The following is a 22,842-nucleotide window of genomic DNA, read 5'->3' as shown; positions in this document are numbered from 1 at the left end:
TTTATTTCTCGTCCTTATACGCCCGCGCCAGCAGTTCGGCCGTATGCAGCACCTCGCCGGCCACGCCCCGCTGATTCATGCCGTCGCGGATATGCATCATGCACATCGGGCAGCCTGTCACCACCGTGTCCGCGCCGCTCGCCGCGATATCGTCCACCTTATGGTCGTTGATGCTGCGCGACAGGTCGTAATGGGCGAGGCTGAAGCTGCCGGCCGCCCCGCAGCAGCGCGCGGGCGCCTTCAGCTCCTTGAAGGTCAGCCCCGGCACGCCGGCGATCAGCTGGCGCGGCTGCCGCCTCACCCCCTGCGAACGGGCCAGATGGCACGAATCGTGATAAGTCGCCGTCGCCGCCAGCCCCCGCATCTCCGCCGTCAGGCCGACCTCGGCCAAAAACTCGGCGAAATCCTTCGTCTTGGCCGCCAGAGCGGCGACCTTCGCCGCATACCCCGGCTCATCGGCCAGCAGCGCCGCGTACTCCTTACGGAGCGCCGCCCCGCACGACCCGCACGCCGTTATCACCGCATCCACCTCAAGGTCAGCCAGCGTATCCACCGTCGCCCGCGCCAGCTCCACCGCCGTCGGCACGTCGCCGTTCACGTACACCGGCGTGCCGCAGCAATGCTGGTCGGCGGGGATGACCACCGCGACGCCGTTGCGTTTTAAGACCTCGACCACCGCCTCGCCGATCTGGGGATAAACGTAATTGATCATACAGCCGGTGAAAAACGCCACCGTCTTGCGCGGGTTATCCACCGCCACCACCGCGGGCACGCGGCTCCGGAAGGGCCGCGCGTCCACCGGCGACACCAGCCGCCTCATATCCAGCCCCATCGGCAGCCTCGGCAGCATCCCCTTGCCCCCCGGCGCCGGCCGCAGCACCAGCCCCTGGAACACCGACCCCATGCTCATCCCCAGGTCGAACAGGCGGCGGTTCTTCAGCCCGAGGCGGAAAATCAGTCTTTTCAAAAGCGGCAGGCCCTTATCCTCGGCCAGCTTGCGGCGCGCCGCCAGCATAAGCTGGTCGAGCTTCACCCCGCTCGGGCAGCTCTCCTGGCACGCCTTGCACATCAGGCACCACGACATCCGCTCCTCGAAGCCCGCGCCGGCCGCGTCCACATCGCCGCGGATGACCGCCCTGATAAGATTTATCTTGCCGCGGGCCACCGTCGACTCCGCCTTCAGCTCGCGGAAAACCGGGCACACCGACTGGCACGCGCCGCACTTGATGCACCTTATTACTTCCTTCTCCAGCTCGCTCCACTGCATAGCCCCCACCCCCTAAACCAGCTCGGGGTTGAGGATATTATTCGGGTCGAGCGCCTTCTTGATGGCCCGCATCGCCAGCATGCCGCCCTCGCCCAGCTCCAGCGGCAGATACTTCTTCTTCACCAGGCCGATGCCGTGCTCGCCGGTCAGCGTGCCGTCCACCGCCAGCGTCGCGGCGAAAATCTCCTCCGCCGCCTTCTCCACCCGCGCCATCTCCTCCTTATCCCGCTCGTCAGTCAGGATGGTGGCGTGCAGGTTGCCGTCGCCGGCGTGGCCCAGCACCGCGATGATGATATTGTACTTATCCGCGATCGCGCGGATGGTCCGCACCATCTCCGGAATCTTATCGCGGGGTACCGTGCAGTCCTCGCCGATAATCGTCGGCCGCACCCTGGAAACGGCCGCGAACGCCGAGCGGCGGGCCACCCACAGCTCGTCGGCCTCCTTGGCGTCCTTCGCCACCTTCACCTCGGTAGCCCCCTGCTCGCGGCAGATGCGGGCGATGATCCCCACCTGCTTGTCCAGCACCGCGGCGTCGCCGTCCACCTCAATGAGCAGCACCGCCTCCGCCTCCACCGGCAGGCCGATATTCACCGCCGCCTCAATATTGCGGATATAAATATTGTCCAGCAGCTCCAGCGTCGTCGGGATCACCCCGGCCATGAACACCTGGGCCACCGTCTCCGCCGCCTTTTCCACATCGTCGAAAATCGCCAGCATCGTCTTCTTCGCCTCAGGCAGCGGCAGCAACTTCACGATCGCCTTCGTCACCACCCCCAGCGTCCCCTCGGAGCCGGTCATAAGGCGGGTAAGATCGTAGCCGGCCACGCACTTCATCGTCCGCGCCCCCGTCTTGATGATCTCGCCTGTCGGCAGCACCACCTCGAGGCCGAGGACATAATCCCGCGTCACGCCGTACTTGGCGCCGCGCGGCCCGCCGGCGCACTCCGCCACATTGCCGCCCATCGTCGAAAACGCCTTGCTCGCCGGATCGGGCGGATAAAAAAGGCCGAGCTTCTCCACCTCGGTCTGGAAATCGGCGGTTATAACCCCCGCCTCCACCTCGGCGACCATATTCTTGCGGTCGATGGCCACGATCTTATTCAGCCGCGTCAGCACCATCACCAGCGCCCCGGCGCAGGGAATGCTGCCGCCGCTCACGTTCGACCCCGCCCCGCGCGGGATGACGGGGAACCTATGCTCGTTCGCCAGCTTCAGCAGCGCGGAAACCTCGGCGGCGCTGCCCGGATAAACCACCAGGGCCGGCATCCCCTCCTTGCCCGCTGTCACCGCCGACGCGTCGTAAGTGTAACAATACCTGTCCTCATACTTCTCCAAAACGTGCTCCGCCCCGACGATGCCCTTCACCGCCGCGACAACCGCCTGCTCCATATCCTAGACCTCCGCTCTTCTGTTCCGCCAGATGGAACAGCGTACCGAAACTGTCCATCCCTGACGAGCATATTTCCTTCCTAGTTCAATGTATAATGTAATATTCCTCCCCTAATCTGTCGTTTTTTTCATAGCGGCCGTTGATAAACCCCCATCTGCGTTGTTGGCCCTCCGCGTGCTCACTCGGCGTACAGCTTAAGTACGCCTCCGTTCGCATGCTCGGTCCGCCTAGCATCTGGGGGTTTCTGAACGGCCTTTCGCATCGAAAAGCCTTTTTTATCGAATTTTTTAATCAGCAATGACCGGGGTTAACCGAGGGAGGACGAAATCGCCCCTGTCGTCCTCATAACCTCGGCCGCAATCTCCGCAAACCGCGCCCGCACCCTCGTCGTCGGGCCCGACAAGCTCAGAGCCGCGATAATGCCGGCGTGGCGGTCCAGGATCGGCCCGGCGACACACGTCAGGCCGAGCTCCAGTTCCTCGTCGTCGACCGCGTAACCCCGCCGCCTGATCGTCTCCAACTCCGCCAGCAGCTTATCCCACGAACAGATCGTCTTCTCGGTGAACGCCGGCAGCGGATTGCCCACGAACCGCTCCAGGTAACTGCGGGGGCTGAACGCCATCAGGCACTTGCCCACCGCCGCGCTGTGGCAGGCGGCGCTCGAACCCACCGGCGGCGTCAGGCTGAGCACCTGCTGCCGGCCCTGGATCTTGTCGATGATGATATGCTTGGGATACGTCAGCGCGCTCTTATCGAGGATCGAGATATGCACAACCTCGTCGAACATCTCCGACAGCTCCTTGGCGAAGGGATAAGCGATATTCTTCAGCGGCAGCCGCTCGCGGATCAGCATCCCCAGCGAATACAGGCGGATGCCCAGCCAATACTTGCCGTTGTCGGGGTTCTGCTGCACAAAGCCCTTGGCCTCCAGCGTCGCCAGCGTGCGATGGGCGGTGCTCTTGTAAATGCCGAGGGCCGAGCCGATCTGCGTCACCCCCATCTCCTTGCCCTCCTGCTGAAGCAGCAGCAGGATATCGAGCGCCCGGTCAATGGAATTTATAAGTTCGTTGTCGCCGGCCATATCGTCCCTCCCAGGTTCGGACCTTTTCCTAAAGAGTAGCATAAACAATCCGCGGCAGCAACCTCTCGGTACCGGCCGTTGATAAGCCCCCATCTGCGTTGTACCCGCAAGGAGTAGGCCGCCCCTCTAACCGCTAACGCGCCAAGAGTGGCGCTCTTACGACTGCGTTTGCTTGCTTGCGTACCGAGTACGCGCGATGCTGTTAAACCGATCCTGTGCAAACAACGCATCGGAGGAAACGGTGGCGCAAGCCTCGTCGTGCCTGGCATCTGGTGGCTTCTGAACGGCCTTTGCTCCGCTCTCCCGCTCCCGCGTTCACATAACATCCCCATTTCCCATACTATATAATGAAAACCATTACGGGAGATGATATACTTGCCCAAAAACAACGCCGTCCCCGCCTACGTCGCCGGCGAGATCGCCAACAACGCCAGCGTCTGCCGGCAGTTCGCCCGCATCCTCGGCGGCGACGTCCTTGACTCCGCCGACGACTCCTGCACCGTCATGCGCGCGCGGCCCGAGCTCTCGCTGACCATCCTCGGCCGCCCTTACGAAGCCATGGCAATGTTCGAATACCAGTCCCCCGACACCGACGGCAACACCCTCAACACCGGCGAAGTCCCGATGCGCCAGCGGGATGTAAACCCCTTCATCGACAGCCTGCGGGCCGACGGCCTCCTCGTCGCCACCATCCAGACCCACTGGCTGTTCGACCGGCCGCGTCTGATATCCGTCCACTTCGAAAACATCGGCGACCCGATCGGCTTCGCCGAAGCGGTGGCCAACGCGTTTACCGTGCTGGCCGGCCGCGCGGATGAAGAACCCGGGTAACGCTCCCCCAAACGTGAAGCCCTCCGGCAAATGCCGGAGGGCTTTAAAAATTTCCCCTACCCCAATATCCTCTTCACCGCGGCGTCCGCGTCCTCCCACTCCCCGCTGTACGGGTCGTAGGTGCAGTACCACGGCTTCGCGGTCAAACCGCCGTCCAGCGTATCCGGGCGGCAGTCGTGGCAGGCATAGCGGAACTCGCAGTCCCGGCAGCCCTCCACCTTGTCCTTGTTCATCCCGCAGATATCCCGCTTCAGCAGCGCCTTCAGCCCCGTATCCCGCAGGCTGCCGTGGCTGATCCGCCGCTCCATCACGCACGGGTAAACCTCCAGCGCCGGCGAAATGCACACATCGCGGCCGAAGCAATTGTGGCGGGCCAGCGCCCGTTCCACCGTCTTCCTCTGGAGCGGCCAGCGGAACATCTCCTTCGTCGTCAGCCGCCGCTTCACCAGCTCCGCGTCCAGCAGGCCGATATTGCCGCGCCCCGTCAGGCGGACGACATCGCTCCCCTCGTCGAGGTTGTAGGCATCGGTGTTCTTCTCGCCCAGCGAAATCCCCGTCATGCGGATGCAGGCCGTCCGGCAGGGCACCCCGTGCTCCTTCAGCAGCGCCACCGCCGCCGCCGTCCGCGCGTGCGAGCCCGCGCCCTTCGTCACCTTATCGTGCTCCGCCGCGTCGTACGAATACACCGACACCGCCACGTTGATCCCGTGGGCCTTGAAAAACTCGCACCACGCCTTATCGATCAGCGTGCCGTTCGTGAACACCTCGAAAAACTTGAACTGCCCGGCGGCGTACTCAGCCATCCGGCGGAAATCGGGATGCGCCATCGGCTCACCGCCGATCAGCTGCACCTTTTTTATCCCCGCCGCCTTCACCTCGGCCACCGCGCGCCCGAAGTCGGCGAAGCTCATGTCCCGGCCCTCGCCGGCCTTGGCGTTCTCGTAGCAGTGCAGGCACCGCAGGTTGCAGCGGTCGGTTATCACCAGCCAGGCGAAGCTCGGTTTCACCGCCGGCCCCGTCCGCTTGCGCACCGGTCCCTGTCCCGCCGGGCCGAGGATGCCGGCTTCCGCCAGCTCGTCCCTCACCGCCGCTTCCTCGGCGTCCAGCGCCAGACCGCGCGCGTGCTTTACGGCCACCTCGCCGGCCTGCTCCGATACCCGGTAAAGCTTGCCGCCGGCCAAGTCGTAAATGCAATGCTTATGCGCGCCCTTCACCAGCAGCAGATCCTTGCTGAGGGCTACCGTCTTCCTCATCCTCTGTTCACCGCCATTAAATAATCCTTCGTCAGCCGTCAGGCCGGGCGTCAGGTCGGCCTACCCCTGCGGCGACGGGAATGGCCCGCAGAAATCCGCTCCCGCTTTTCCCTGCAGCGCCTGCGACTTCCCGCAGGTCACCTTCTCTTTCGGCTCGCACGGCGTCGCCGTCGGCATGCAGCCCACTTTCCCCTTCGGCTCGCACGGCGACCAGGACGGCTGGCATCCGATGTTTTTCCCGCCCGACACCTTGTCCAGGCTCTCGTCCGTCAGCTTCTCCACGCTCTTGCCCTTCTCTTCGCCACAGGAGCCCTTCTTGTTACAGGTCATTTTCTTTCTCCTCCTTCACATATTGTTGCCGGCCGTTCGCCGCCGGCTATTCACGCGGCGGACACCAGGGCGGTGTTAACGGCTTGCAGGCCGAGCGAGACGGGTCGCACATAACCGCCGGCCAGCAATTTTTGTCGGGGGCACCCTTTTTCTCCGCGCCTCCCGACACCTTGTCGAGCTGCTCGTCGGTCATCTTTTCAACGTTCTTGGCCTTCTCTTCCTTGCCGGGACCCTTATCGCCGGTCATCGGTTCCCCATCCCCTCGTCACGTTATTGGCGGCCGTTTCATGCTAGCAACCTCGCTGGGCTCCCTAGTCCTGCTTGGGATGGCACCCGCCGGTCGGCCCGCACCAGTGAATCTCCGGCGCCGCCTTATGCGGCTCGCACTGCGGCGGCCACGACGGCTTGCAGCCCACCTTCCCCTCGGTCCGCTTCTCATGCTGGGGCTGGCAGATCAGGCAGATCTTCCCGCCCGACACCTTGTCCAGCTTCTCGTCCGTCAGCTTCTCGACATTCCCGGCCTTCTCTTTTGTGTCGGCGCCCTTCTTGTCTGTAGCCATTCTCTTCACTCCTCGCTTTTTTCCCTCTTCACCCGTCCCGTCGCTTAACAAATCCTTTTTCTTCCTTCTTCGACAAAACCTCCCTATCTCCTGCAAAAAATATAACCTACGGTAATTTTTTTTGCAAAAGATATCCTCCAGTATTAACCGGAGGTTTTATTAAGCAACGCTATTATCCTCTTGCGGCGCGTTAATTCCACCCGCTCTCTCCGGGCCTTATCGCCAGGCCGCCGGCACGCAGCCGCCCTTCCGCAAGGGCTCGCACGGCGGAGCATTAGCCGACGGCACGCAGACGAAACTTGACAAGACATAGCCATGCTCAAAATCGTATCGCACCATCCCTGGCTCGCAGCGGCTGTGCCCGCCCGAAACCTCGGTAAGCTTCTCATCCGTCAGCTGCTCCACGTTCCTGGTCTTCTCTTCCTTGCCGGAGCCGTCCTTATTGCCCGTCATCCTGCCGCTCCTCCGTTATTGTTCTCCTCAGCGGGCCCGCACCACCGCGCACTCCGGCCCCGGCCCACACTGCTCGCGCTTCGGCGGTGGCGGCGGCGGCGCGCACTGCTCCGGCTGGCAAGGCCTGTCCTGTCGGTTCACTATCCCGCCCGACACCCTGGTAAGCTTCTCATCCGTAAGCTGCTCCACACTCTTTTCCGGTTCGCCTTTGCCCGCCTTCTTGCCGGCGCGCTTCTTCGCCTCGGTCAAATCCGTTCCTCCCCCTTTGCCGCAATCCTTTTTCTTCCTCTTTCGACAAAACTTGCCTATCTCCTGCCATAAATATAACCAACAGCAAAAATATTTACGAAAAAAAGCCTCCGTTTTTAACCGGAGGCTTTACGACTGTCATCTTATGTCATTTATCAGTCTTGGCGTCACGCTCGCCCTTTTCTGGCCGGCCGTCAGCCTCTTGCGCCCTCCGCCCCCCATGCGCCTTATATCGGCCGCCGCAAAGGATTTTCCCGCCGCGCAAAAAAACAAGACCTCCGCCTATCGGGCGGAAGCCTCGGTCTCATCTATATGGTGCGGGCGAAGGGACTTGAACCCCCACGGTTTTACCCAACGGATCCTAAGTCCGTCGCGTCTGCCAGTTCCGCCACGCCCGCATGTCCAAACATAGAAAATGGTGACCCACGATGGACTCGAACCATCGACACCCTGATTAAAAGTCAGGTGCTCTACCGACTGAGCTAGTGGGTCACATTAGTGGCAGGGGCGGCTGGACTCGAACCAACGCATGACGGAGTCAAAGTCCGTTGCCTTACCGACTTGGCTACGCCCCTGTGTATTGATTTAGTGGGGTGACTGGAGGGGCTCGAACCCTCGCATAACGGATCCACAATCCGCCGTGTTAACCGCTTCACCACAGCCACCATAAGTGCCGGCAGCCCCTGCTGCGACAGAATATATTCTATCATGGGGGTACCCTTATGTCAATAAGGTTGACAGCTAAAAATAAATGGAATTAATGGGGACTTTTGGAATAAATTTCGCTCACTTTCCGACGAAATATTTTCACAACTGGCAGGATTTGTAAATTTTTACTCGAATGTAAATATTTGCCATAAAAATATCACAGGAGGATAATCACCGATGAAAAATCCGCTCCGCACCCGTATCCTGGCGATCCTGCTCGCGGCCCTCTTCACCGCCGCCCTGCCCTGCGCCGCCCTCGCCGCCGAGCGCCCCCCCCAGCGCATCCCCGCCGGCATCTTCAACCTCTTCCTCAGCGACGAACTTCAGGGCCCCCTTCAAGGTCCGGTCAAAAAAGTCACCGTCAAAAGTGGCGAATCTTACTGGTCCGCCTCTTTCGCCCACGACGGCAAGCCCCTGAGCCGCGAACAATTCATCCCCGGCTTCACCAACGAAGAAATCGCCTACGAAGCCGGCCGCCCCGTCAAACGGATCGAAAACGCCGGCGACAAGCAGGTCGTCTACTTCGTCCGCTACGACCCAGCCGGCCGCACCTTCAAACTCCTCGTCCCGACCCTCGGCGGCAAAATGGCCGAGCTGGGCGCCGGAACGATGGACGCCAACGGCCTGGTCACCGCCAAAACCGTCCGCTACGCCGAAGGCGTCCTATACGAAGCAGCCTACGAATACAGCCCCGCCGGCCTCGTCGCCCGCGAATCGTCGCGGCTTACCAAGCGCGGCACAATAAACATCGAACGCGCCTACGACAAAAGCGGCCGCATCCTGAGCCGCCTGACCGTAAACTCTCCCCAGCCCGACGGCCAGCCGAACGCAGAAAGCCAGAACAAGCTCGAATACCGCTACGATCTCAGGGGGCGGCTCACCGACGCCTTCTACCAGTCCGACAAACCCGCCACCACCGTCACCCTCTCCATCCAGGGCGAATACGACAAGCGGGGCAACTGGACCAGGCTCGTCATGACCCGCCGCGACGCCAACGGCCAGGCGTCCGCCCAGACATTCACCCAGGAAATCGAATACTACTAACCTTCTCGGCCGTTGATAAGCACCCATCTGCTGCGTTGTTCCTGACGTTCTGTGTTCGAGGCTCTGTCAGCGCATTATGCCAGGTGCATACCGCCTGCTACGATCAGTGCACGAGCCGCTTGCTAGCGTACGTACCGAGTACGCGGCCGGACGCTTTCGCCATCCTTGGCGCGTCCGGCACTAGGCCCGTCCGGGGCCGTCGTCGCTGCGCGTCCTCGGAGCCGCCTTGCATCTGGGCGCTTCTGAACGGCCTTTGCCTATCTCCAAAACCGCCCTCTACCCCCCATTAAAAAAGCTTCGCCCGCGGCGAAGCTTTTTTAGTTATCCCTGCCTAATCCGCCGGGGCACTACCGCCCCGGTACCTTATCACCTGATCGATCGTCATCTGAGCCAGCGCCAGATTCGGCACCCGCTCGGCGATCCAGCGGCGCCACAGCTCCATCAGCTCAGCCTCCCCGGCCCGACGGGCCCCCGGATTCGCCGCGAAAAAGCACTCCAACTCGCCCTCGGCAAAATTGTCGATCAACATCCACACCCCGCTTAGCAATCAACTACGCGGGGTAATTATACCATATATTTCCAAAAAATTCCACTTATTTTACACAATTTTCCATAAAAATTCCGACCTGGCTAGCTCTGTTTGAGAGCCTGGTCGAGCATCGTCTGGGTTATCCAGCGGTAATAAGCCTCGCCGCACCGGTCGCAGCAGTAAAGGTTCCAGCCGTGAACCGGCTGCTTGCCCACCAGATGGGCGATTCCTCCGCACTCATGCCTCACTCTGAACATCGTTCCTACCTCGCTCCGTCATTATCCTGCTCCCCTTTCGCCGCCTTCGCGGCGAAAGACAAACACTCCAGCCCGGAAGCATCCTTCGTCACCAGGCACGGAGCGGCCTTGCTCTTGAACCCCATCGCCCTGCAGCCATAGGGAAAGTCCCTGTCCCACGTCACGTAATAATGACGGCACATAAGACACAGCGGTTTCGCTGGCGGCATCGCGCATCCTCCGGGAACCGTATAAAATCGTGTCAACTTATATTATACCAGCATTACTGTCCGCTAGGAAAACTTTTTCCGGCTCACCTCTCCACAAACCACTTCCCCTCGTCGCAGAACAAATATATCTCCTTGCCCCGTATCCGGCAGGTATACCTCACCCCCAGGCCGCCGCCCTTTAAGGACGGCGCCTGCCGCACATCCGTCACCCTGTCCACCTCATACCGCCGGCCATCGGTCCACGTAACCAGGAGCGGCCTTATCCGGCCGCCCTCGTCGTGCTCCGCCGTCACCTTCACGAACGTCTTGCCCATATAACCCCTCACCTACCGGAAGAATGATATCGGATGAATCACATGGTCATCCTTGGGATTGAACCCCGTCAAAGCGCGATCCTGGAGCATCGCGCAGCGCTGCACGCTGTAAGGCCCGAACCGCTGCCTTATGCCGTCCACCGTCCTCTCCAGCGCCTCCCTGTCCGCCGCGTCCGCCGCGAACAGGTCGAGCTGCGTCAGGCTGTCCGCCGTCACCAGCTCCGCGCCGCGGACACCGATGCTGCGGATCGGCTTCTCCCAGCCGTAGTGCTCCCGGAAAAGTCCCATCGCCCGCGCGGCGATCTCCGACGAAACACAGGTCGGCGCCGTCAGCTTACCCTGGCGCTCGAAAGAGAACAGCTCCGCGTCCCGCACGCTCACCGCCACCGTCCGGCACTTCAGCCCGTGCCGCCTTAGGCGCGCAGCCACGCTCTCCGCCAGCACGAACACGATCAGCCTCACATCCTCCTCCGAAAGCAGATCGCGCGGCGTCGTCGTGCTGTTGCCCACCGACTTTATAAAGCCCTCCTCGCCGCTGCGGCGCACCGGCGAATCGTCCAGCCCGTTGGCGAAATGCCACAGCGTCTCCCCCCACACCCCCAGCAGCAGGCGGAGAGCCTTCACCTCGCGTCCCGCCAAATCGCCGATCGTATAAACCGCCCTGTTCGCCAGCCTGCTTTTCGTAGAGCGCCCCACATACAGCAGCTCCCCCACCGGCAGCGGCCACACCAGCTCGCGGAAATTTCCCGCCGTTATCGCCGTCGTCGCGTCCGGCTTCTTCATATCGCTGCCCAGTTTGGCGAAAATCTTGTTGAACGACACACCCACCGACGCCGTCACCCCCAGCTCCTCGCGCAGCCGGCGGCGGATGGCGTCCGCGATCGCCGCCCCGTCGCCGAACAGGCGCACCGAGCCGCTCACATCCAGCCACGCCTCGTCGATCCCGAAAGCCTCGATCTGATCGGTATAATCGGCGTAAATCGCCCGCGCCAGCCGCGAAAAACGCAGATACTTACGGAAATCCGGCGGCAGGCACACCAGTCCGGGGCATTTCTGCTTCGCCTGCCAGATAACCTCCCCCGTCTTCACCCCGCACCCCTTGGCCAGATTATTCTTCGCCAGGATGATGCCGTGCCGCGCCGCCACATCCCCGGTTACCGCCACCGGCAGCCCGCGCAGCTCAGGCCGGTACAGGCACTCCACCGACGCGTAGAAATTATTCAGATCGACATGCAGCACCGTCCTGGCCAAACCCTCACCGCCTACACCAAACGCATGTTCGTATTTTTAGTATAACGGCGGACAAGTATGCGTGTAAAGAGGGGTAATTACTGGAAACGCCTGTTCGCCGAACCGGCACAAAAAAGCAGGCCCGCTAGGCCTGCCTTCTAGCCATACCTTCCCGTCCGCAAAAAATCCCCGCCCCCGCGCCGCCATGCCCTTAGTCCCATATACGCCACGATGCAGACGCCGGCCGCCTCGGGAACAAAAACGGCAGGATCGTTATAGAAATTATCGGCCACCCCCGCGAGCCAGTCGGCCGACCCGTCAGGCTCGAACGCCAAGCCCCGCAGCGGCCAGAAGAAAGACCGCGGATAAACCCACATCGAATCAAGCAGATCGTGAACCAGCACCGCCCCGCCGAACGCCAGCACGCCGGTCCCTCTGCCCCTCGCCCGCCTGTAAACCCCCACCGCCAGCAGCACCAACGCCACCAGCAGCGTATGCGTGAAAAAGCGGCCGCTCGGCACGCCGGAGAACAACATGAAAGCAGGCTTATCGATCACATCAGGAAACAGCGACCCCGCGATCACCAGCCGGTAATCCAGCCGCGCCCCCGTTCCCCTCTCGACCAGCCTCGCAGCCGCCGCCGTAAGCCCCACATGCCCGAAAAAAACCATTCTCCTCCGCTCCCCCGCCGGTACCCCAAAGTCCCACCCGTTTCGGCTTACTTCTTGCGTTTTTTTCCGGTACCAGCCGCCACTATATTACGGGAAAGCGTTTCCACCACCCTTTCCTGAGAAAACGGTTTCAAGATAAAATCATCAATCCCCATGTTGACCAAATCTATAACAGTATTGGCTTCACCGAAACTGCTGCACATCACGATCCGCGCGTTAGGCTGAATCTGTCTGGCTTCCTTAAAAACGGCGATGCCGTCGACCCCTTCCATAACAATATCCAATATGAGGAGGTCAAAGGTATATGAGTTAAGTTTACGCAAAGCTTCAGCGCCGTTATGAGCTTCAACGATTTCACTTTCCTGGAGGCCCAGTGACAACAAATGCTTTATAAGGATTTTCCGCATTACATCCGAATCATCCAACACCAGAACCCGCATCGTCATCCCTCCACCCACCGGCAATATTCCGCGGCTATAACAACCTATTTCGCCCGGCGATAAAAAGCATACGTAAGCGCGTCGCTCGTGCCCGCCAGCTTCCCGTCGGTGACTTTTGCGACAAATAGCATATGGGTACCGACATCGGTAGTTTTATCCGGCAGAACCTCCGCCTCCAGATACCCCAGGCAGTTTTTCAATACCGGGCAGCCGTTCTTGCCGGGAAGGTATTTAACCGCGGCAAACTTATCGGCGGTGCGGCCGGATTGGTAGCCGAATATCCTCACCATATCGCGCTGGTCCTGGGCGAGAATGGATACCGCCACTTTGCCGCTGGCCAAAATAAAATCGGTCGTCAGGTTAAGCTTATTCAGACACAGGGCGATTTGCGGCGGCTTGGCGGTAACCTGAAACACGGCGTTTGCTATCTGTCCGTTTATTTTCCCCTCCTTCGTCGACGAAACGACGTACAAACCGTAGGACACGGCGTCCAGGGCGGCATTGACCGTTCCCTCGTCGGTCGCCAGGATAGCCTCCGCGGTAAGTTCGGCGACTTCATCGACCAACAGTATAAACTTGTCTTTACCCTCGTTGCAAACAGGACAAACGTCCGGCGGCTCATCACCTGCATGAATATAATCGCACACCGTGCATTTCCAGCGTCTGGCCGTCGCTGCCCCCTCGGGCGCGTCGGCCTGCAGGCTGAACTCCTCCGGCCCGACACCGCATACCGGACACACGTCGGGCGGATTATCCCCTTCATGTACATAGCCGCAAACATTGCAAACCCACTTTTTCACAATACCCGCCTCCGCGCTGAAAATATGCCGTGACTTGTGGCTTTTTTATTACGCACTTCTTCAATTATGATTAACCAAAATCCTGCAATCGATAAGGATTCACCCTGCACCTTTGCGCCCGGCGCTCCCGTCCGCGCTAAAGTCTCCCCCCATACGCGGTTATTTTTACAAGACACCCGCCAATCCCGGCCCATTTTGTGGTATAATAAAGCACATCGCAGCAAAAACAACAATCTCAATTTACGGAGGAAACGACATTGGTAAAAATATACCCTACAAGATTCTTTATCGAAAGTGCGGATAAGACCGAACAATTATGGCTGTGGATAAACGAAAAGATAAAGGACACCAAAATCAGTCAAGTCGTACCGCTCCAGATGGAAAACCACTCCACCAAAGACTCTCATATCCTCAAAGGGCTGATCGAAGTGCACAGCAACGAAAATGTAAGCACGAAAGAGCTTGACAGCATTTTAAAGCCGCTGCCAAGTTTCATCCACCATATATATTTCACCTTTCAGTAATAAAAAGGAAAACCTTTCTATCACAACGGCTCCGCCTTATTTGCCCCCCGCATAGCGGGGGGTATTCGCTGACGCAAGAAAAAAGCAACCCTAATCAGGGTTGCTTTTCATATGGCCTGGAGGCCCGGCAAGGCGAGCCGCACACGCGTAGGCGGCACGCCCCGTTTTAGAACGAATAACTGACCGTGGCCTCGAACGAAGTGTTTTTCTGCCCGCCGTTGATGGTTTTCTGGTCTTTGAAGACCAGCTCCAGGCCGGCATTATCGCTCAGCTTGCGATTGATCGCGTAATGGATGCCGCGGTTGTTGGCGTCATACTCGCTCTGGCCGCCCATCGAGCCGAACTCTTCCACCCTAAAGCCGGTGATCGCCGCGAAAGTTTTGTCATCGAAATCGTATCCCAAGACAACAGCGTACGCTTTGTTATCGGTATTGCCGCTTGCCTTGGTGTATTCCGCCGTCAGGCTGCTCTTGCCGAACTTGTACGTACCGTCCACCGCCCAGTGATTGGTGCTCTCCGTTTCCCCCCGGAAACGCCCCAGCGTAACGCCCCAATTAAAACTCTCCGTAGGCTTAAAACCGGTCCTGATGGCGTAAATCTTGTTCTTATACGACCCGGCGGCGTTATCCTCCCGCGCCGCCAGCGCCGTTATATCCGCCACGCCGACGGTGCCGGCAACGGTAAGGCCGTCCACGAAGACCTTCTTGCCGATGTTGGTATCGGGCCGGTGGTACAGCAGGGTGGTCGCGCCGACGCCGACATCCTGGCGGCCGAGTTTATAGGTCAATTTATCTGTCTTATAATTTAGCCCGAACTGATCGAGCGCGGCCACCGATTTTTTATTCTCGCCATAAACTTCGGGAGAAATATTAAAATCGGCCAGCAACGGGTTGGTCACACTCTGGGCGCCGAGGCGGGCGTACAGCGACCAGCCGCCCCCCAACTCCGCCTCGCCAAGCAATTTAAGCGTATAGATCGAGCCGGACGCGGCCGGATCGCCGTCGGCGGTATCTCGCTGATACTTGACCGCCACATCGCCGCTGAGCTTAACCGGCGCCGCCAAAGCCACCGGCGCCGTCGCCATAATCATCCCCGCCACCATAACCGACACCGTCTTTTTCATTACAACACCTCTTGATCAAATTTTCTATTTATCACCGTCGTATTTAATAAAAGCTCTATTGCGGCCGGCTCTTCGCACCGCACCGGCAACTCCCGCCCGCTTCCCGGCAAGCGCTGCCGCAGGCGCAGCCACTCTTGCCGCCGACACCGCGCCAGACGACATATGCCACATAACCAAGAGCCGCCGCGCCGACGCCGGTCAAAATTACCGCCTCCATCTTCGCACCCCCTCCGTCAAATTCAATTGGCAAGACACTTGCTCGCCTTCAGCTTTTCCTCGACAGCGCACCAGGAACGTTTGGCGAACACTACCGGTATCGACCGCGATTTGGCCACCGTCTTCACATTCTGGGCCGTGCCGTGATTGACATAGTCGGTCAGCACCAGGACAAAAGCGGTAGCCTTGGGCAAACTGATTTTGTTCCTTTCGAGCGCTTTCCGGCCGGAAATATGCACCAGCTCCGTCACTCCCATGGAGTAAAGGTTCTTCTCGATTCCGCCCAGGTAGTCTCCGCCGACGATCACAACAGACATATGACCCTCCTGTTTCACGAAAATAGGCGCTTTTTATAAGCCCCCTCGCGTATATCCTGGAAATGCCGCTTCCCCCCCGCCGTCAGGACGTCTCAATCTCGATCAGGGCGGCCTCCGTCTTGCGCAAGGAAAGATTAAAGTTCTTAACCTTGACCTCCATCGGGTCGCCCAGCGGGGCAAACTCTTGCACCCGCACCGCGGTGCCGGCGACAAGCCCCATATCCACAATCCGGCGCTTCACCGCCCGCTCCCCTGCACCTTCGTCACCACGCCCGCCTCGCCGGGCCCCAGCTGGTCGAATGTTTTCATCATATTAGTCCTCCTTATACCCCTTATGTTTTTGATAATAGTTCTCATTTATCCGGCAAAATAAAAACCCTTTCGCAAGGATAAAGCGCCTTTGTCTTCGTTTGCGGCCGCGCTCCGCCCAATCCGCGCCCCATCGGCGCCGGCGGCCGAATACGTTTTATAAACACTCGCGGCAGATGCCGTATAGCTCCAGCCGGGAATGAAAAATCCGGAAAATATTCTTTTGAGCCATTTTGCTCTGCAGCTCTTTTAATTCCGGATCCATGCCCTCGACCAGTCACCCGTACAGATGATATTGATTATCATTATCATCTGTATTATATCCGTCCCTTCTCTCCGCTGTCAATATTTTCAGCAAAAATAGTTACAAAATTCTCCGGGGCAAAAACGCACCCGCAAATTTGCCGCAGCGACTCTGGCAGGAAGATCCGTTTTATGCAAAGAATAAAAGAATAGGTTGTCAGTATCAGCAAAAAGGAGGCGTATAAGATGAGTCAGAACCTTAAAGACTCCAAAACAGCGGCCAACCTCATGACAGCTTTTGCCGGCGAATCGATGGCCAGGAATAAGTATACATACTTTGCCGGCGTTGCCAAGAAAGAGGGCTACGAAGCCATCGCGGCAACTTTCCTGGAGACGGCCGACAACGAAGCCGCCCACGCCAAAATCTGGTTTAACCTCTTGCAGGGCATCGGCGACACCAAGGCCAACCTCAAAAAAGCGGCCGAGGGCGAGCACGAGGAATGGACCTGCATGTACAAAGAGTTTGCCGAAACGGCGGAAGCGGAGGGTTTTACCGAAATCGCCGCCTTGTTCAGACGGGTGGGCGCTATCGAAAAAGAGCACGAAGAACGCTACAAAACCCTGCTCAGGAATGTGGAAAACGCGACCGTTTTCAGCCGCGAAAGCAAACAACTCTGGCAATGCCGGGTATGCGGACACCGTTTCGAAAGCCCCAACGCCCCCCTGGCGTGCCCGACCTGCAAGCATCCTCAGGCTTTCTTCGAATTAGCCAGAACCAACCTCTAGAGACTGGCCGGCAAACTTTCCACAACTGCGGCACAAAGCCAGGCGGCGGGATTACTCCCGGCCCGCTTGGCTTTTCCGTTTCAGCAAGTGACAGATAAACGCAGACGTCGCCCTGCCGCTATTTCCTTTCCACCGGACTCACCGCTTTGACAAAATACTTTTCCTCGTCATCTATTACTTCTTGCACCTCATAGCCGGCGGCAATAAGCATAGCGGCCACCGCCGCCCCTTCCGGCAGGCGGTCTTCGGTCACCACCCGGCTGCTTTTATGGATGGCGTTCACGGCGGCCCGCGACATATCGTGCATGATGACCAGCGACCCGCCCGGTTTCAGCAGGCTGCGCATTCTCGCCACGAACCGCGGCTTGTCGCCCGCATGGGGAAAGAAGTTGAAACAAAAAGCGGCGTCGTATAATGTTCCCGGCTCGAAAGACCAGATGTCGCCGGCGATGCAGGCTATATTGTCGCGCCGGCCGATCCTGGCCCGCGCTTTCGCCACCATATTCTCGGCAAAGTCGATTGCGGTTATGCTGCCCGCCTCGCCGACCGCGGCCAACAAATGCGGCAGCAGTACCCCGGTGCCGCAGCCGATATCGAGCACGGCCTCCCCCGGCTCCAGACCGGCCAGACGAACCAGGCCGGCGATTTTTTGGTCGTCGGCCGCCCGCATACCGTCCCACTGCTCGGCCAGGTCGTTGAAGAAGTCTTTTCCCCGTTCGCTCATGCTTTCCCCCGCTTATATTTTTTGATTGCAGGCCACGCTGACCAGCCGCCCGGCCCTGGGATAATTATACTGCTCCATATAGTTCTTGTTGAAAAGATTGTCGAGGTAGAGGCCGATGGCCCGTTTGGCGTCGTTGACGCTACTGGCCGGTTCGCCGGCATACGCGGCCGAGACTCCCGGCTATGACATGGAGGAGATCCGAAATGTTGCTGCCAGTCTTCGGACTAAGAGCGGCACCAGCATCAGCTGAGCGGTTATGCCCGGCAACCCGGTGAGCACCGCGCCGGTAATAAAGACGAGCGGATTAATCTTGGCGCCAAACAGCTCAACCAGCGCGAAGGCGCCGCTGGCGGCCGCCAGCCTGCCAGCCGTCATGGCCGTTATCAACGAAAGCCAGATACTCAGTTGGCGGTTGCGGTAAAGCCACCCGCCGATTGCCCCATAAACCGACAGCTCGACAGCCATGATCGGCAGGACGGGAATAGGCGGCATTCCGGTCGACAGGCCGCTGATCAGCGGCGAGAGCAGCCCGACGCAGAAACCGCAGTATGGCCCGAGCAAAAAGCCGGCGAGCAGGGCGGGAATATGCATCGGCAAAAAGATCGACCCTGCCGCCCCCACCATGTGAAAAGCCATCGGCAGCAGCACCCCCAGCGCCACCAAAACTGAGCTAGCGACCAATTTAAAAGTCTTCGTCACGGCATCACTCCCTGCGAAATTGGGAATAAGGCTGCTGCCCCAGATAAAAGTTCCATTGTCAGCCTCCGTAGTTATCGAAAAAGATTCTGCGGCAACAAAAAAGCCATGAAAAGCCTACCCTTCATGGGGGAAGCCCTTCATGGCGCATGTCGCAATACTCGCTAATTGTCGACCGGAGCGAACCTTCAGGTATAGTGGCAGGCGTCGTGCTTGCCGTTAATTCCAGCGTTTACCTTTAACCATTCTACTTTAAACCCGTACCCCTGTCAATATAAAGCAAAAACCGCAAAGGCCATAAGCCCTTGCGGTTCCTGTCTTCAAATGGCGACCCCGGCAGGATTCGAACCTGCGACCTTTTGATTCGTAGTCAAACGCTCTATCCAGCTGAGCTACGGAGTCATATCGCCGGACACCTCAATCGCTGTCCACTCGTATATTATATCTGGACGGACAGGCAATGTCAACACAGTAAATGCTGGTATTTCCTGCCTTTGATAAGCTCGGCAAATACTGCTGCAAAACAAGCGGATACATAGTAAAATAAATAATATGTCACCGGCCCCAAAATACAAAACCGAGGTGATCGCCATGCCGCACCGCACCCCGAAAATCGATACAGGCTTCGCCTCAGCCATCGGCTGCTATATCCTGTGGGGTTTCCTGCCCATCTACTGGAAATTCCTCGACCACATCCCCGCCCTCGACATCCTCGCCCACCGCATCATCTGGTCCTTCGTCTTCCTCGTCGGCCTGCTCGCCGTCACCGGCAAGCTCGGTCACGCCCGCCGCGAAGCCGCCGCCATCCTCGCCGACAGGAAAAAGGTCGCCGGCGTGCTCGCCGCCACCGTCCTCATCACGATAAACTGGTTAGTCTACATCTGGGCGGTCAACGACAGCCGCATCCTCGAAACAAGCCTCGGCTACTACATAAACCCCCTCGTCAGCGTCCTCCTCGGCATCCTCGTCCTCAAAGAGCGACTCACCGTCCCCCAGACAATCGCCGTAGCGCTGGCCGCCCTCGGCGTGCTCAACCAGGCCGTCAACGTCGGCGGCCTCCCCTGGGTATCCCTCTCCTTGGCCGTCAGCTTCGGCCTCTACGGCCTCTGCAAAAAAATGCTCGGCATCGGCGCCATCACCGGCATCACCCTCGAAACCCTCCTCCTCTCGCCGGCCTTCCTCGCCTACCTCGCCTGGATGCAAAGCCAGGGCCGCGGCGTCCTCACCCCCGACCAGCCCGTCACCGCCCTCCTCCTCCTCGGCACCGGGATAACCACCGCCATCCCGCTCCTCCTCTTCGCCAACGCCGCCAACCGCATCCCCCTCACCGTCCTCGGCTTCATCCAGTACCTCTCGCCCACCATCGCCCTCTTCGTCGGCATCTTCATCTACCACGAGCCCTTTTCCGCCAGCCACCTCCTCTCCTTCGCCTGCATCTGGGCGGCGCTGGCCGTCTTCTCCCTCGCCCCGGCCAAGCAGCCCGCTCGGCGTCAGCCGCCCCTCGCCGAAGCCCGTGAAACCGCAAAATAACATCCCGGCAAAAACAAAACCCCCGGAGCGAAAAACGCTTCGGGGGGTTGATTTTAGGCCGGCTTCGGTGGCGGCGCCGGGTGCGTCCACCTATTTAATTCCGTTGCGCCGTTCCGTACGCACCTGGCCAACTTGTCTCTATCCGCCGACATACATACGGTCGGTTTTCAAAATATGGCTCACGAGCCAGTCGGCAAAGAACTCCAACAACTCGGACAAATACTCTTCTTGATTGGCGTCGACCGAATTCAGATCGACGTTACTGATCTTTTCGATGAAATCGCTATGCTGAACATTATGAGACAGCAGCTTAGGGTAATTAATACTGGCCATATATTGCTCTTCCTGGCTGAAGTGCGTAACCGTATAATCCCTTAACTCGTCCAATATCTCCATAATTTGATCATACTTGTCTGTCCGCAGTTCATTTTTCAAAAGATCGTACGCTTTATTGGCGACAGCGAATAAATTCCGGTGCTGCTCATCGATGTCTTTTAGCCCCAGGCGATACTCTTCCGACCATTTAATCATATCATGGTCCCCTTTCTCCTCTGTGAAATAAGGTGTAACAGCCTACATATAATTTCATTCGGCTTCTAATTGTTTAAATCCTTTCCCAAGCCCCCGGATCGCTCCGGGAGCTTTTCCTACTTTATCACCCACGCGCCTTCCGCCAAGCCTATCCAGGTATTGTCGAAAGGCATGTCGGCTTTATCCACGGCCAATATTTCGATCCCCCCGCGGCACGCCCTGACCTCCAGATCATTCCCCGATTTCCCGCCCACCGCAGCGTGGCTTATGCTGAAACTCCCGTCACCCGTCCGGACCGTCCATTGCCCCTTGGCCTTAAGCTTCGGCGGATTAAGATACTCCTGCCATTTCCCTTTCTCAAGCTTCCGGGTATATACGCTCACATACTTATCCTCAGGTCCGTAATGCTTTTCCGCGATCACCAGCAAAAGACTGCTCCCGGAACCGACTATCCCGGAAAATACGATAGCCCCTGTATTGGCTCCCTGGCTCAGCGTATGCACCCTTTCCGCCGAGATCGCCCTGTCACCCCTTCTGGTCTGGGAAAAAACGCTCGCCATCGCCCCCGTGTCCATCTCATTCGGACGCAAAACTACAAGCCGGTATTGCCTCTCGCCGGCGCCGGCCCAATTGCCGAAATCCAGCGCGAACCGCCCGTCGTCGCCCAGAATATCTCCCGGAGTCGCCTTGAGGCTTTCCTCTTCCCGCAGCACAGCGAGCAAAGCCGCATTTATCCTCTTCCCGGCGTCGTACCCCTCCTGCGGCCGCAGCGGCCCCTGATAACCGCTCAATTCCGCCCTAAATGCTTCGACCTTGGGGGAAAACGCATCGCCCGCCAGGGCTTTACCGGGGAATACGTTACCGAGGGATAATACGGCAATGAGCAAAACAAGCGATAAATAAGCCCGGAATCCGGCAAACATGATTATCCCATCCTAAAAGATATTTTCAGCTGCAATAAAAGCCATATCCCCCAATTCCATGCCCCAAGCCATATTCCTTTAATCCTCACCTGATTACCACTTGTCCTCAAAACAACCTCCCGGCGAAGCAAAAACCCCCGAGCGAACTGCTGCGGGGGTGACTTTTATGGGCGGCTATGTTGGCGGTTCGGGTGCGCCCCACGCTGCTGCTGCGGACTTAGCTAGTATATCGCTTCGACAGTTTTCATCGCCAGGGTTAGGGCTTCGTTGACCGGAGTGGGAACACCCTGGCGTTTTCCCTCGGCTACGACTGCGCCGTTAATGGCATCGATTTCGGTTTTCCGCCGGTGCAACACGTCCTGAAGCATAGGAGACTGATAGTCTTTCATCGCTTCGGCGTACGCCAGCATCGCCTGGGCGCAGTTGGGGTAGAGGAGAGGTATATCTGCGGCGGTGGCCACAGCGGCGACTTCAGCGACGACAAGCCTGGACAGGCGTATAGCTTCGGGCCGCTGCAAAAAAAGTTTGTTGGACGTGCGGGTTAGGGCGGTAATTGCGTTAAGGCCGGCATGAATGGAAAGCTTACTCCATAAAAGCGAGGCACAGTTTTTTTCGACGACCACCGGCAGGCCGCATTTGGAGAATATTTTGGCGATCGCGGCTACTCGCGGGTCACTGGTGTTCGTCCAGGAAGCGATATGGGTTTCTCTTACGCCACTGCGAAAAACAAGGCCGGGTTCCAGAACGGCGGCGCCCATAAGGGTTGTGCCCACCAGTATCCTTTCGGCACCGAAGTGGTCGGCGAGAATCTCGGTGTTGCCAAGCCCATTTTGCAGAGTAAGGATAGTGGTGTCTGGCTTAACGAACAGTTCGGCCTGGATGGCGGCTTCGGTGGTCTGATGAGACTTGACGCATATGATAATTAGGTCAGCCGGGGGAACTTCGCTGGCGTTGGTTACGGCCCGCGGATTGGACTTAAACTCCTCGCCCGCGGCAATAAGGGAGAGACCGGCGGTATTGATCTTGACCACATGATCCTGCCAAGAATCGAGGAGACAGACATTTTCCCAGCCCCGGGACAGATAACTCCCGTATAGGCATCCCATGGCACCGGCGCCGACAATGACGATTTTCATGTTGCACCCCCTTTGCATTATTAATTAAATATATTAGATTGCGATTCCTTTTTGTGTAATTATTAACTTGCTTCAGTCCCCGCCTCCAGCCGCCCGAACCGCCCCTGGCCGCAAAAATAAGCAAATCCCCGAAACGCTTCGGGGATTTGCTTATTTTTGCGGGGC

At 58.8% G+C, this 22,842-nt stretch carries 31 protein-coding genes and 5 tRNA genes; 5 read left to right on the top strand and 31 right to left on the bottom strand.

Annotation, left to right across the window (positions count from 1 at the left end):
- Position 1: 1 nt before the first annotated feature.
- From RIN56_10090 to RIN56_10080, 3 genes are all read right to left on the bottom strand, one after another.
- Positions 2 to 1,267, bottom strand: a complete 1,266-nt coding sequence (locus RIN56_10090) for a (Fe-S)-binding protein (protein ID MDR7867159.1) — start codon at positions 1,265 to 1,267, stop codon at positions 2 to 4.
- Positions 1,268 to 1,279: 12 nt separating this feature from the next.
- The gene (locus tag RIN56_10085) at positions 1,280 to 2,659 is read right to left on the bottom strand and encodes an FAD-linked oxidase C-terminal domain-containing protein (GenBank protein MDR7867158.1); all 1,380 of its coding nucleotides are present in this window, start codon (positions 2,657 to 2,659) and stop codon (positions 1,280 to 1,282) included.
- A 308-nt stretch (positions 2,660 to 2,967) separates the two neighbouring features.
- Positions 2,968 to 3,741, bottom strand: coding sequence for an IclR family transcriptional regulator (locus tag RIN56_10080; protein ID MDR7867157.1), 774 nt, complete (start codon positions 3,739 to 3,741; stop codon positions 2,968 to 2,970).
- A 375-nt stretch (positions 3,742 to 4,116) separates the two neighbouring features.
- Here RIN56_10080 and RIN56_10075 point away from each other — a divergent pair, with 375 nt between their 5' ends.
- Positions 4,117 to 4,572 carry a DUF1259 domain-containing protein gene (locus RIN56_10075; protein MDR7867156.1) on the top strand — a complete coding sequence of 152 codons (456 nt, stop codon included), beginning with the start codon at positions 4,117 to 4,119 and terminating at the stop codon, positions 4,570 to 4,572.
- Positions 4,573 to 4,628: 56 nt separating this feature from the next.
- Here RIN56_10075 and RIN56_10070 read toward each other — a convergent pair whose 3' ends face one another.
- The 10 genes from RIN56_10070 to RIN56_10025 all read right to left on the bottom strand — a co-directional run bounded on the left by RIN56_10070 (position 4,629) and on the right by RIN56_10025 (position 8,082).
- On the bottom strand, positions 4,629 to 5,825 hold the full coding sequence (locus RIN56_10070; GenBank protein MDR7867155.1) for a radical SAM protein: 1,197 nt from the start codon (positions 5,823 to 5,825) through the stop codon (positions 4,629 to 4,631).
- 60 nt (positions 5,826 to 5,885) lie between these two features.
- Positions 5,886 to 6,155: a hypothetical protein gene (locus RIN56_10065; GenBank protein MDR7867154.1), complete on the bottom strand. Its 270-nt coding sequence runs from the start codon at positions 6,153 to 6,155 to the stop codon at positions 5,886 to 5,888.
- 46 nt (positions 6,156 to 6,201) lie between these two features.
- Complete coding sequence (locus RIN56_10060) at positions 6,202 to 6,402, bottom strand: hypothetical protein (GenBank protein MDR7867153.1); 201 nt, start codon at positions 6,400 to 6,402, stop codon at positions 6,202 to 6,204.
- A gap of 64 nt (positions 6,403 to 6,466) precedes the next feature.
- A complete protein-coding gene (locus RIN56_10055) occupies positions 6,467 to 6,715 on the bottom strand; it encodes a hypothetical protein (protein ID MDR7867152.1) in 249 nt (82 codons plus the stop codon).
- Between the two features lie 216 nt (positions 6,716 to 6,931).
- Positions 6,932 to 7,168 carry a hypothetical protein gene (locus RIN56_10050; protein MDR7867151.1) on the bottom strand — a complete coding sequence of 79 codons (237 nt, stop codon included), beginning with the start codon at positions 7,166 to 7,168 and terminating at the stop codon, positions 6,932 to 6,934.
- Positions 7,169 to 7,195: 27 nt separating this feature from the next.
- A complete protein-coding gene (locus RIN56_10045) occupies positions 7,196 to 7,417 on the bottom strand; it encodes a hypothetical protein (protein MDR7867150.1) in 222 nt (73 codons plus the stop codon).
- A gap of 313 nt (positions 7,418 to 7,730) precedes the next feature.
- Positions 7,731 to 7,815: transfer RNA gene (locus RIN56_10040), tRNA-Leu, on the bottom strand.
- 18 nt (positions 7,816 to 7,833) lie between these two features.
- Positions 7,834 to 7,909 (bottom strand) — tRNA-Lys (locus tag RIN56_10035).
- 7 nt (positions 7,910 to 7,916) lie between these two features.
- Positions 7,917 to 7,992 (bottom strand) — tRNA-Gln (locus RIN56_10030).
- 14 nt (positions 7,993 to 8,006) lie between these two features.
- Positions 8,007 to 8,082: transfer RNA gene (locus RIN56_10025), tRNA-His, on the bottom strand.
- A gap of 220 nt (positions 8,083 to 8,302) precedes the next feature.
- Here RIN56_10025 and RIN56_10020 point away from each other — a divergent pair.
- Positions 8,303 to 9,169 (top strand): hypothetical protein, encoded by an 867-nt coding sequence (locus RIN56_10020; protein ID MDR7867149.1) that lies wholly within the window; start codon positions 8,303 to 8,305, stop codon positions 9,167 to 9,169.
- A 331-nt stretch (positions 9,170 to 9,500) separates the two neighbouring features.
- On the opposite strand, the gene RIN56_10015 is transcribed toward RIN56_10020, so the two are convergent.
- The 8 genes from RIN56_10015 to RIN56_09980 form a co-directional block, all read right to left on the bottom strand.
- Positions 9,501 to 9,698: a hypothetical protein gene (locus RIN56_10015; GenBank protein ID MDR7867148.1), complete on the bottom strand. Its 198-nt coding sequence runs from the start codon at positions 9,696 to 9,698 to the stop codon at positions 9,501 to 9,503.
- A 101-nt stretch (positions 9,699 to 9,799) separates the two neighbouring features.
- Positions 9,800 to 9,955, bottom strand: a complete 156-nt coding sequence (locus RIN56_10010; protein ID MDR7867147.1) for a hypothetical protein — start codon at positions 9,953 to 9,955, stop codon at positions 9,800 to 9,802.
- Positions 9,956 to 9,960: 5 nt separating this feature from the next.
- Positions 9,961 to 10,164, bottom strand: a complete 204-nt coding sequence (locus RIN56_10005; GenBank protein MDR7867146.1) for a uracil-DNA glycosylase — start codon at positions 10,162 to 10,164, stop codon at positions 9,961 to 9,963.
- Between the two features lie 83 nt (positions 10,165 to 10,247).
- Positions 10,248 to 10,478: a hypothetical protein gene (locus tag RIN56_10000; protein MDR7867145.1), complete on the bottom strand. Its 231-nt coding sequence runs from the start codon at positions 10,476 to 10,478 to the stop codon at positions 10,248 to 10,250.
- A gap of 12 nt (positions 10,479 to 10,490) precedes the next feature.
- Complete coding sequence (locus tag RIN56_09995; protein MDR7867144.1) at positions 10,491 to 11,729, bottom strand: DNA polymerase IV; 1,239 nt, start codon at positions 11,727 to 11,729, stop codon at positions 10,491 to 10,493.
- A 137-nt stretch (positions 11,730 to 11,866) separates the two neighbouring features.
- Positions 11,867 to 12,379, bottom strand: coding sequence for a metal-dependent hydrolase (locus RIN56_09990; protein ID MDR7867143.1), 513 nt, complete (start codon positions 12,377 to 12,379; stop codon positions 11,867 to 11,869).
- A 47-nt stretch (positions 12,380 to 12,426) separates the two neighbouring features.
- The gene (locus RIN56_09985; GenBank protein ID MDR7867142.1) at positions 12,427 to 12,819 is read right to left on the bottom strand and encodes a response regulator; all 393 of its coding nucleotides are present in this window, start codon (positions 12,817 to 12,819) and stop codon (positions 12,427 to 12,429) included.
- A 44-nt stretch (positions 12,820 to 12,863) separates the two neighbouring features.
- Positions 12,864 to 13,619, bottom strand: coding sequence for a flavin reductase (locus RIN56_09980; protein MDR7867141.1), 756 nt, complete (start codon positions 13,617 to 13,619; stop codon positions 12,864 to 12,866).
- Positions 13,620 to 13,876: 257 nt separating this feature from the next.
- Between RIN56_09980 and RIN56_09975 the strand changes: the two genes are divergently transcribed.
- Positions 13,877 to 14,143 carry a hypothetical protein gene (locus tag RIN56_09975; protein MDR7867140.1) on the top strand — a complete coding sequence of 89 codons (267 nt, stop codon included), beginning with the start codon at positions 13,877 to 13,879 and terminating at the stop codon, positions 14,141 to 14,143.
- Between the two features lie 166 nt (positions 14,144 to 14,309).
- Here the strand turns inward: RIN56_09975 and RIN56_09970 are convergent, their stop codons facing one another.
- The 4 genes from RIN56_09970 to RIN56_09955 form a co-directional block, all read right to left on the bottom strand.
- Positions 14,310 to 15,266 (bottom strand): hypothetical protein, encoded by a 957-nt coding sequence (locus RIN56_09970; GenBank protein MDR7867139.1) that lies wholly within the window; start codon positions 15,264 to 15,266, stop codon positions 14,310 to 14,312.
- A 55-nt stretch (positions 15,267 to 15,321) separates the two neighbouring features.
- Positions 15,322 to 15,483 carry a hypothetical protein gene (locus tag RIN56_09965; protein ID MDR7867138.1) on the bottom strand — a complete coding sequence of 54 codons (162 nt, stop codon included), beginning with the start codon at positions 15,481 to 15,483 and terminating at the stop codon, positions 15,322 to 15,324.
- Between the two features lie 22 nt (positions 15,484 to 15,505).
- Positions 15,506 to 15,799: a DUF2325 domain-containing protein gene (locus RIN56_09960; protein MDR7867137.1), complete on the bottom strand. Its 294-nt coding sequence runs from the start codon at positions 15,797 to 15,799 to the stop codon at positions 15,506 to 15,508.
- Between the two features lie 82 nt (positions 15,800 to 15,881).
- Positions 15,882 to 16,040, bottom strand: a complete 159-nt coding sequence (locus RIN56_09955; protein MDR7867136.1) for a FeoA domain-containing protein — start codon at positions 16,038 to 16,040, stop codon at positions 15,882 to 15,884.
- A gap of 557 nt (positions 16,041 to 16,597) precedes the next feature.
- Here RIN56_09955 and RIN56_09950 point away from each other — a divergent pair.
- Entirely contained in the window at positions 16,598 to 17,137 is a 540-nt protein-coding gene (locus RIN56_09950) for a ferritin family protein (protein ID MDR7867135.1), read from the top strand.
- A 118-nt stretch (positions 17,138 to 17,255) separates the two neighbouring features.
- On the opposite strand, the gene RIN56_09945 is transcribed toward RIN56_09950, so the two are convergent.
- The 3 genes from RIN56_09945 to RIN56_09935 form a co-directional block, all read right to left on the bottom strand.
- Complete coding sequence (locus tag RIN56_09945) at positions 17,256 to 17,861, bottom strand: class I SAM-dependent methyltransferase (protein MDR7867134.1); 606 nt, start codon at positions 17,859 to 17,861, stop codon at positions 17,256 to 17,258.
- Between the two features lie 180 nt (positions 17,862 to 18,041).
- Entirely contained in the window at positions 18,042 to 18,560 is a 519-nt protein-coding gene (locus RIN56_09940) for an ECF transporter S component (GenBank protein MDR7867133.1), read from the bottom strand.
- 322 nt (positions 18,561 to 18,882) lie between these two features.
- Positions 18,883 to 18,959, bottom strand: a tRNA-Arg gene (locus RIN56_09935).
- 150 nt (positions 18,960 to 19,109) lie between these two features.
- Between RIN56_09935 and rarD the strand changes: the two genes are divergently transcribed.
- Positions 19,110 to 20,087, top strand: a complete 978-nt coding sequence (gene rarD / locus RIN56_09930; protein ID MDR7867132.1) for an EamA family transporter RarD — start codon at positions 19,110 to 19,112, stop codon at positions 20,085 to 20,087.
- A 138-nt stretch (positions 20,088 to 20,225) separates the two neighbouring features.
- Here rarD and RIN56_09925 read toward each other — a convergent pair whose 3' ends face one another.
- The 3 genes from RIN56_09925 to RIN56_09915 form a co-directional block, all read right to left on the bottom strand.
- The gene (locus tag RIN56_09925) at positions 20,226 to 20,618 is read right to left on the bottom strand and encodes a bacteriohemerythrin (GenBank protein MDR7867131.1); all 393 of its coding nucleotides are present in this window, start codon (positions 20,616 to 20,618) and stop codon (positions 20,226 to 20,228) included.
- A gap of 116 nt (positions 20,619 to 20,734) precedes the next feature.
- Positions 20,735 to 21,541 carry a hypothetical protein gene (locus RIN56_09920; GenBank protein MDR7867130.1) on the bottom strand — a complete coding sequence of 269 codons (807 nt, stop codon included), beginning with the start codon at positions 21,539 to 21,541 and terminating at the stop codon, positions 20,735 to 20,737.
- A gap of 221 nt (positions 21,542 to 21,762) precedes the next feature.
- Positions 21,763 to 22,677, bottom strand: coding sequence for a 2-dehydropantoate 2-reductase (locus tag RIN56_09915; protein MDR7867129.1), 915 nt, complete (start codon positions 22,675 to 22,677; stop codon positions 21,763 to 21,765).
- Between the last annotated feature and the right edge of the window lie 165 nt (positions 22,678 to 22,842).

The organism is Sporomusaceae bacterium, assembly GCA_031460455.1.
Taxonomy (GTDB): domain Bacteria; phylum Bacillota; class Negativicutes; order Sporomusales; family UBA7701; genus Anaeroselena.
This window is presented reverse-complemented; position numbering and strand designations above follow the sequence as displayed.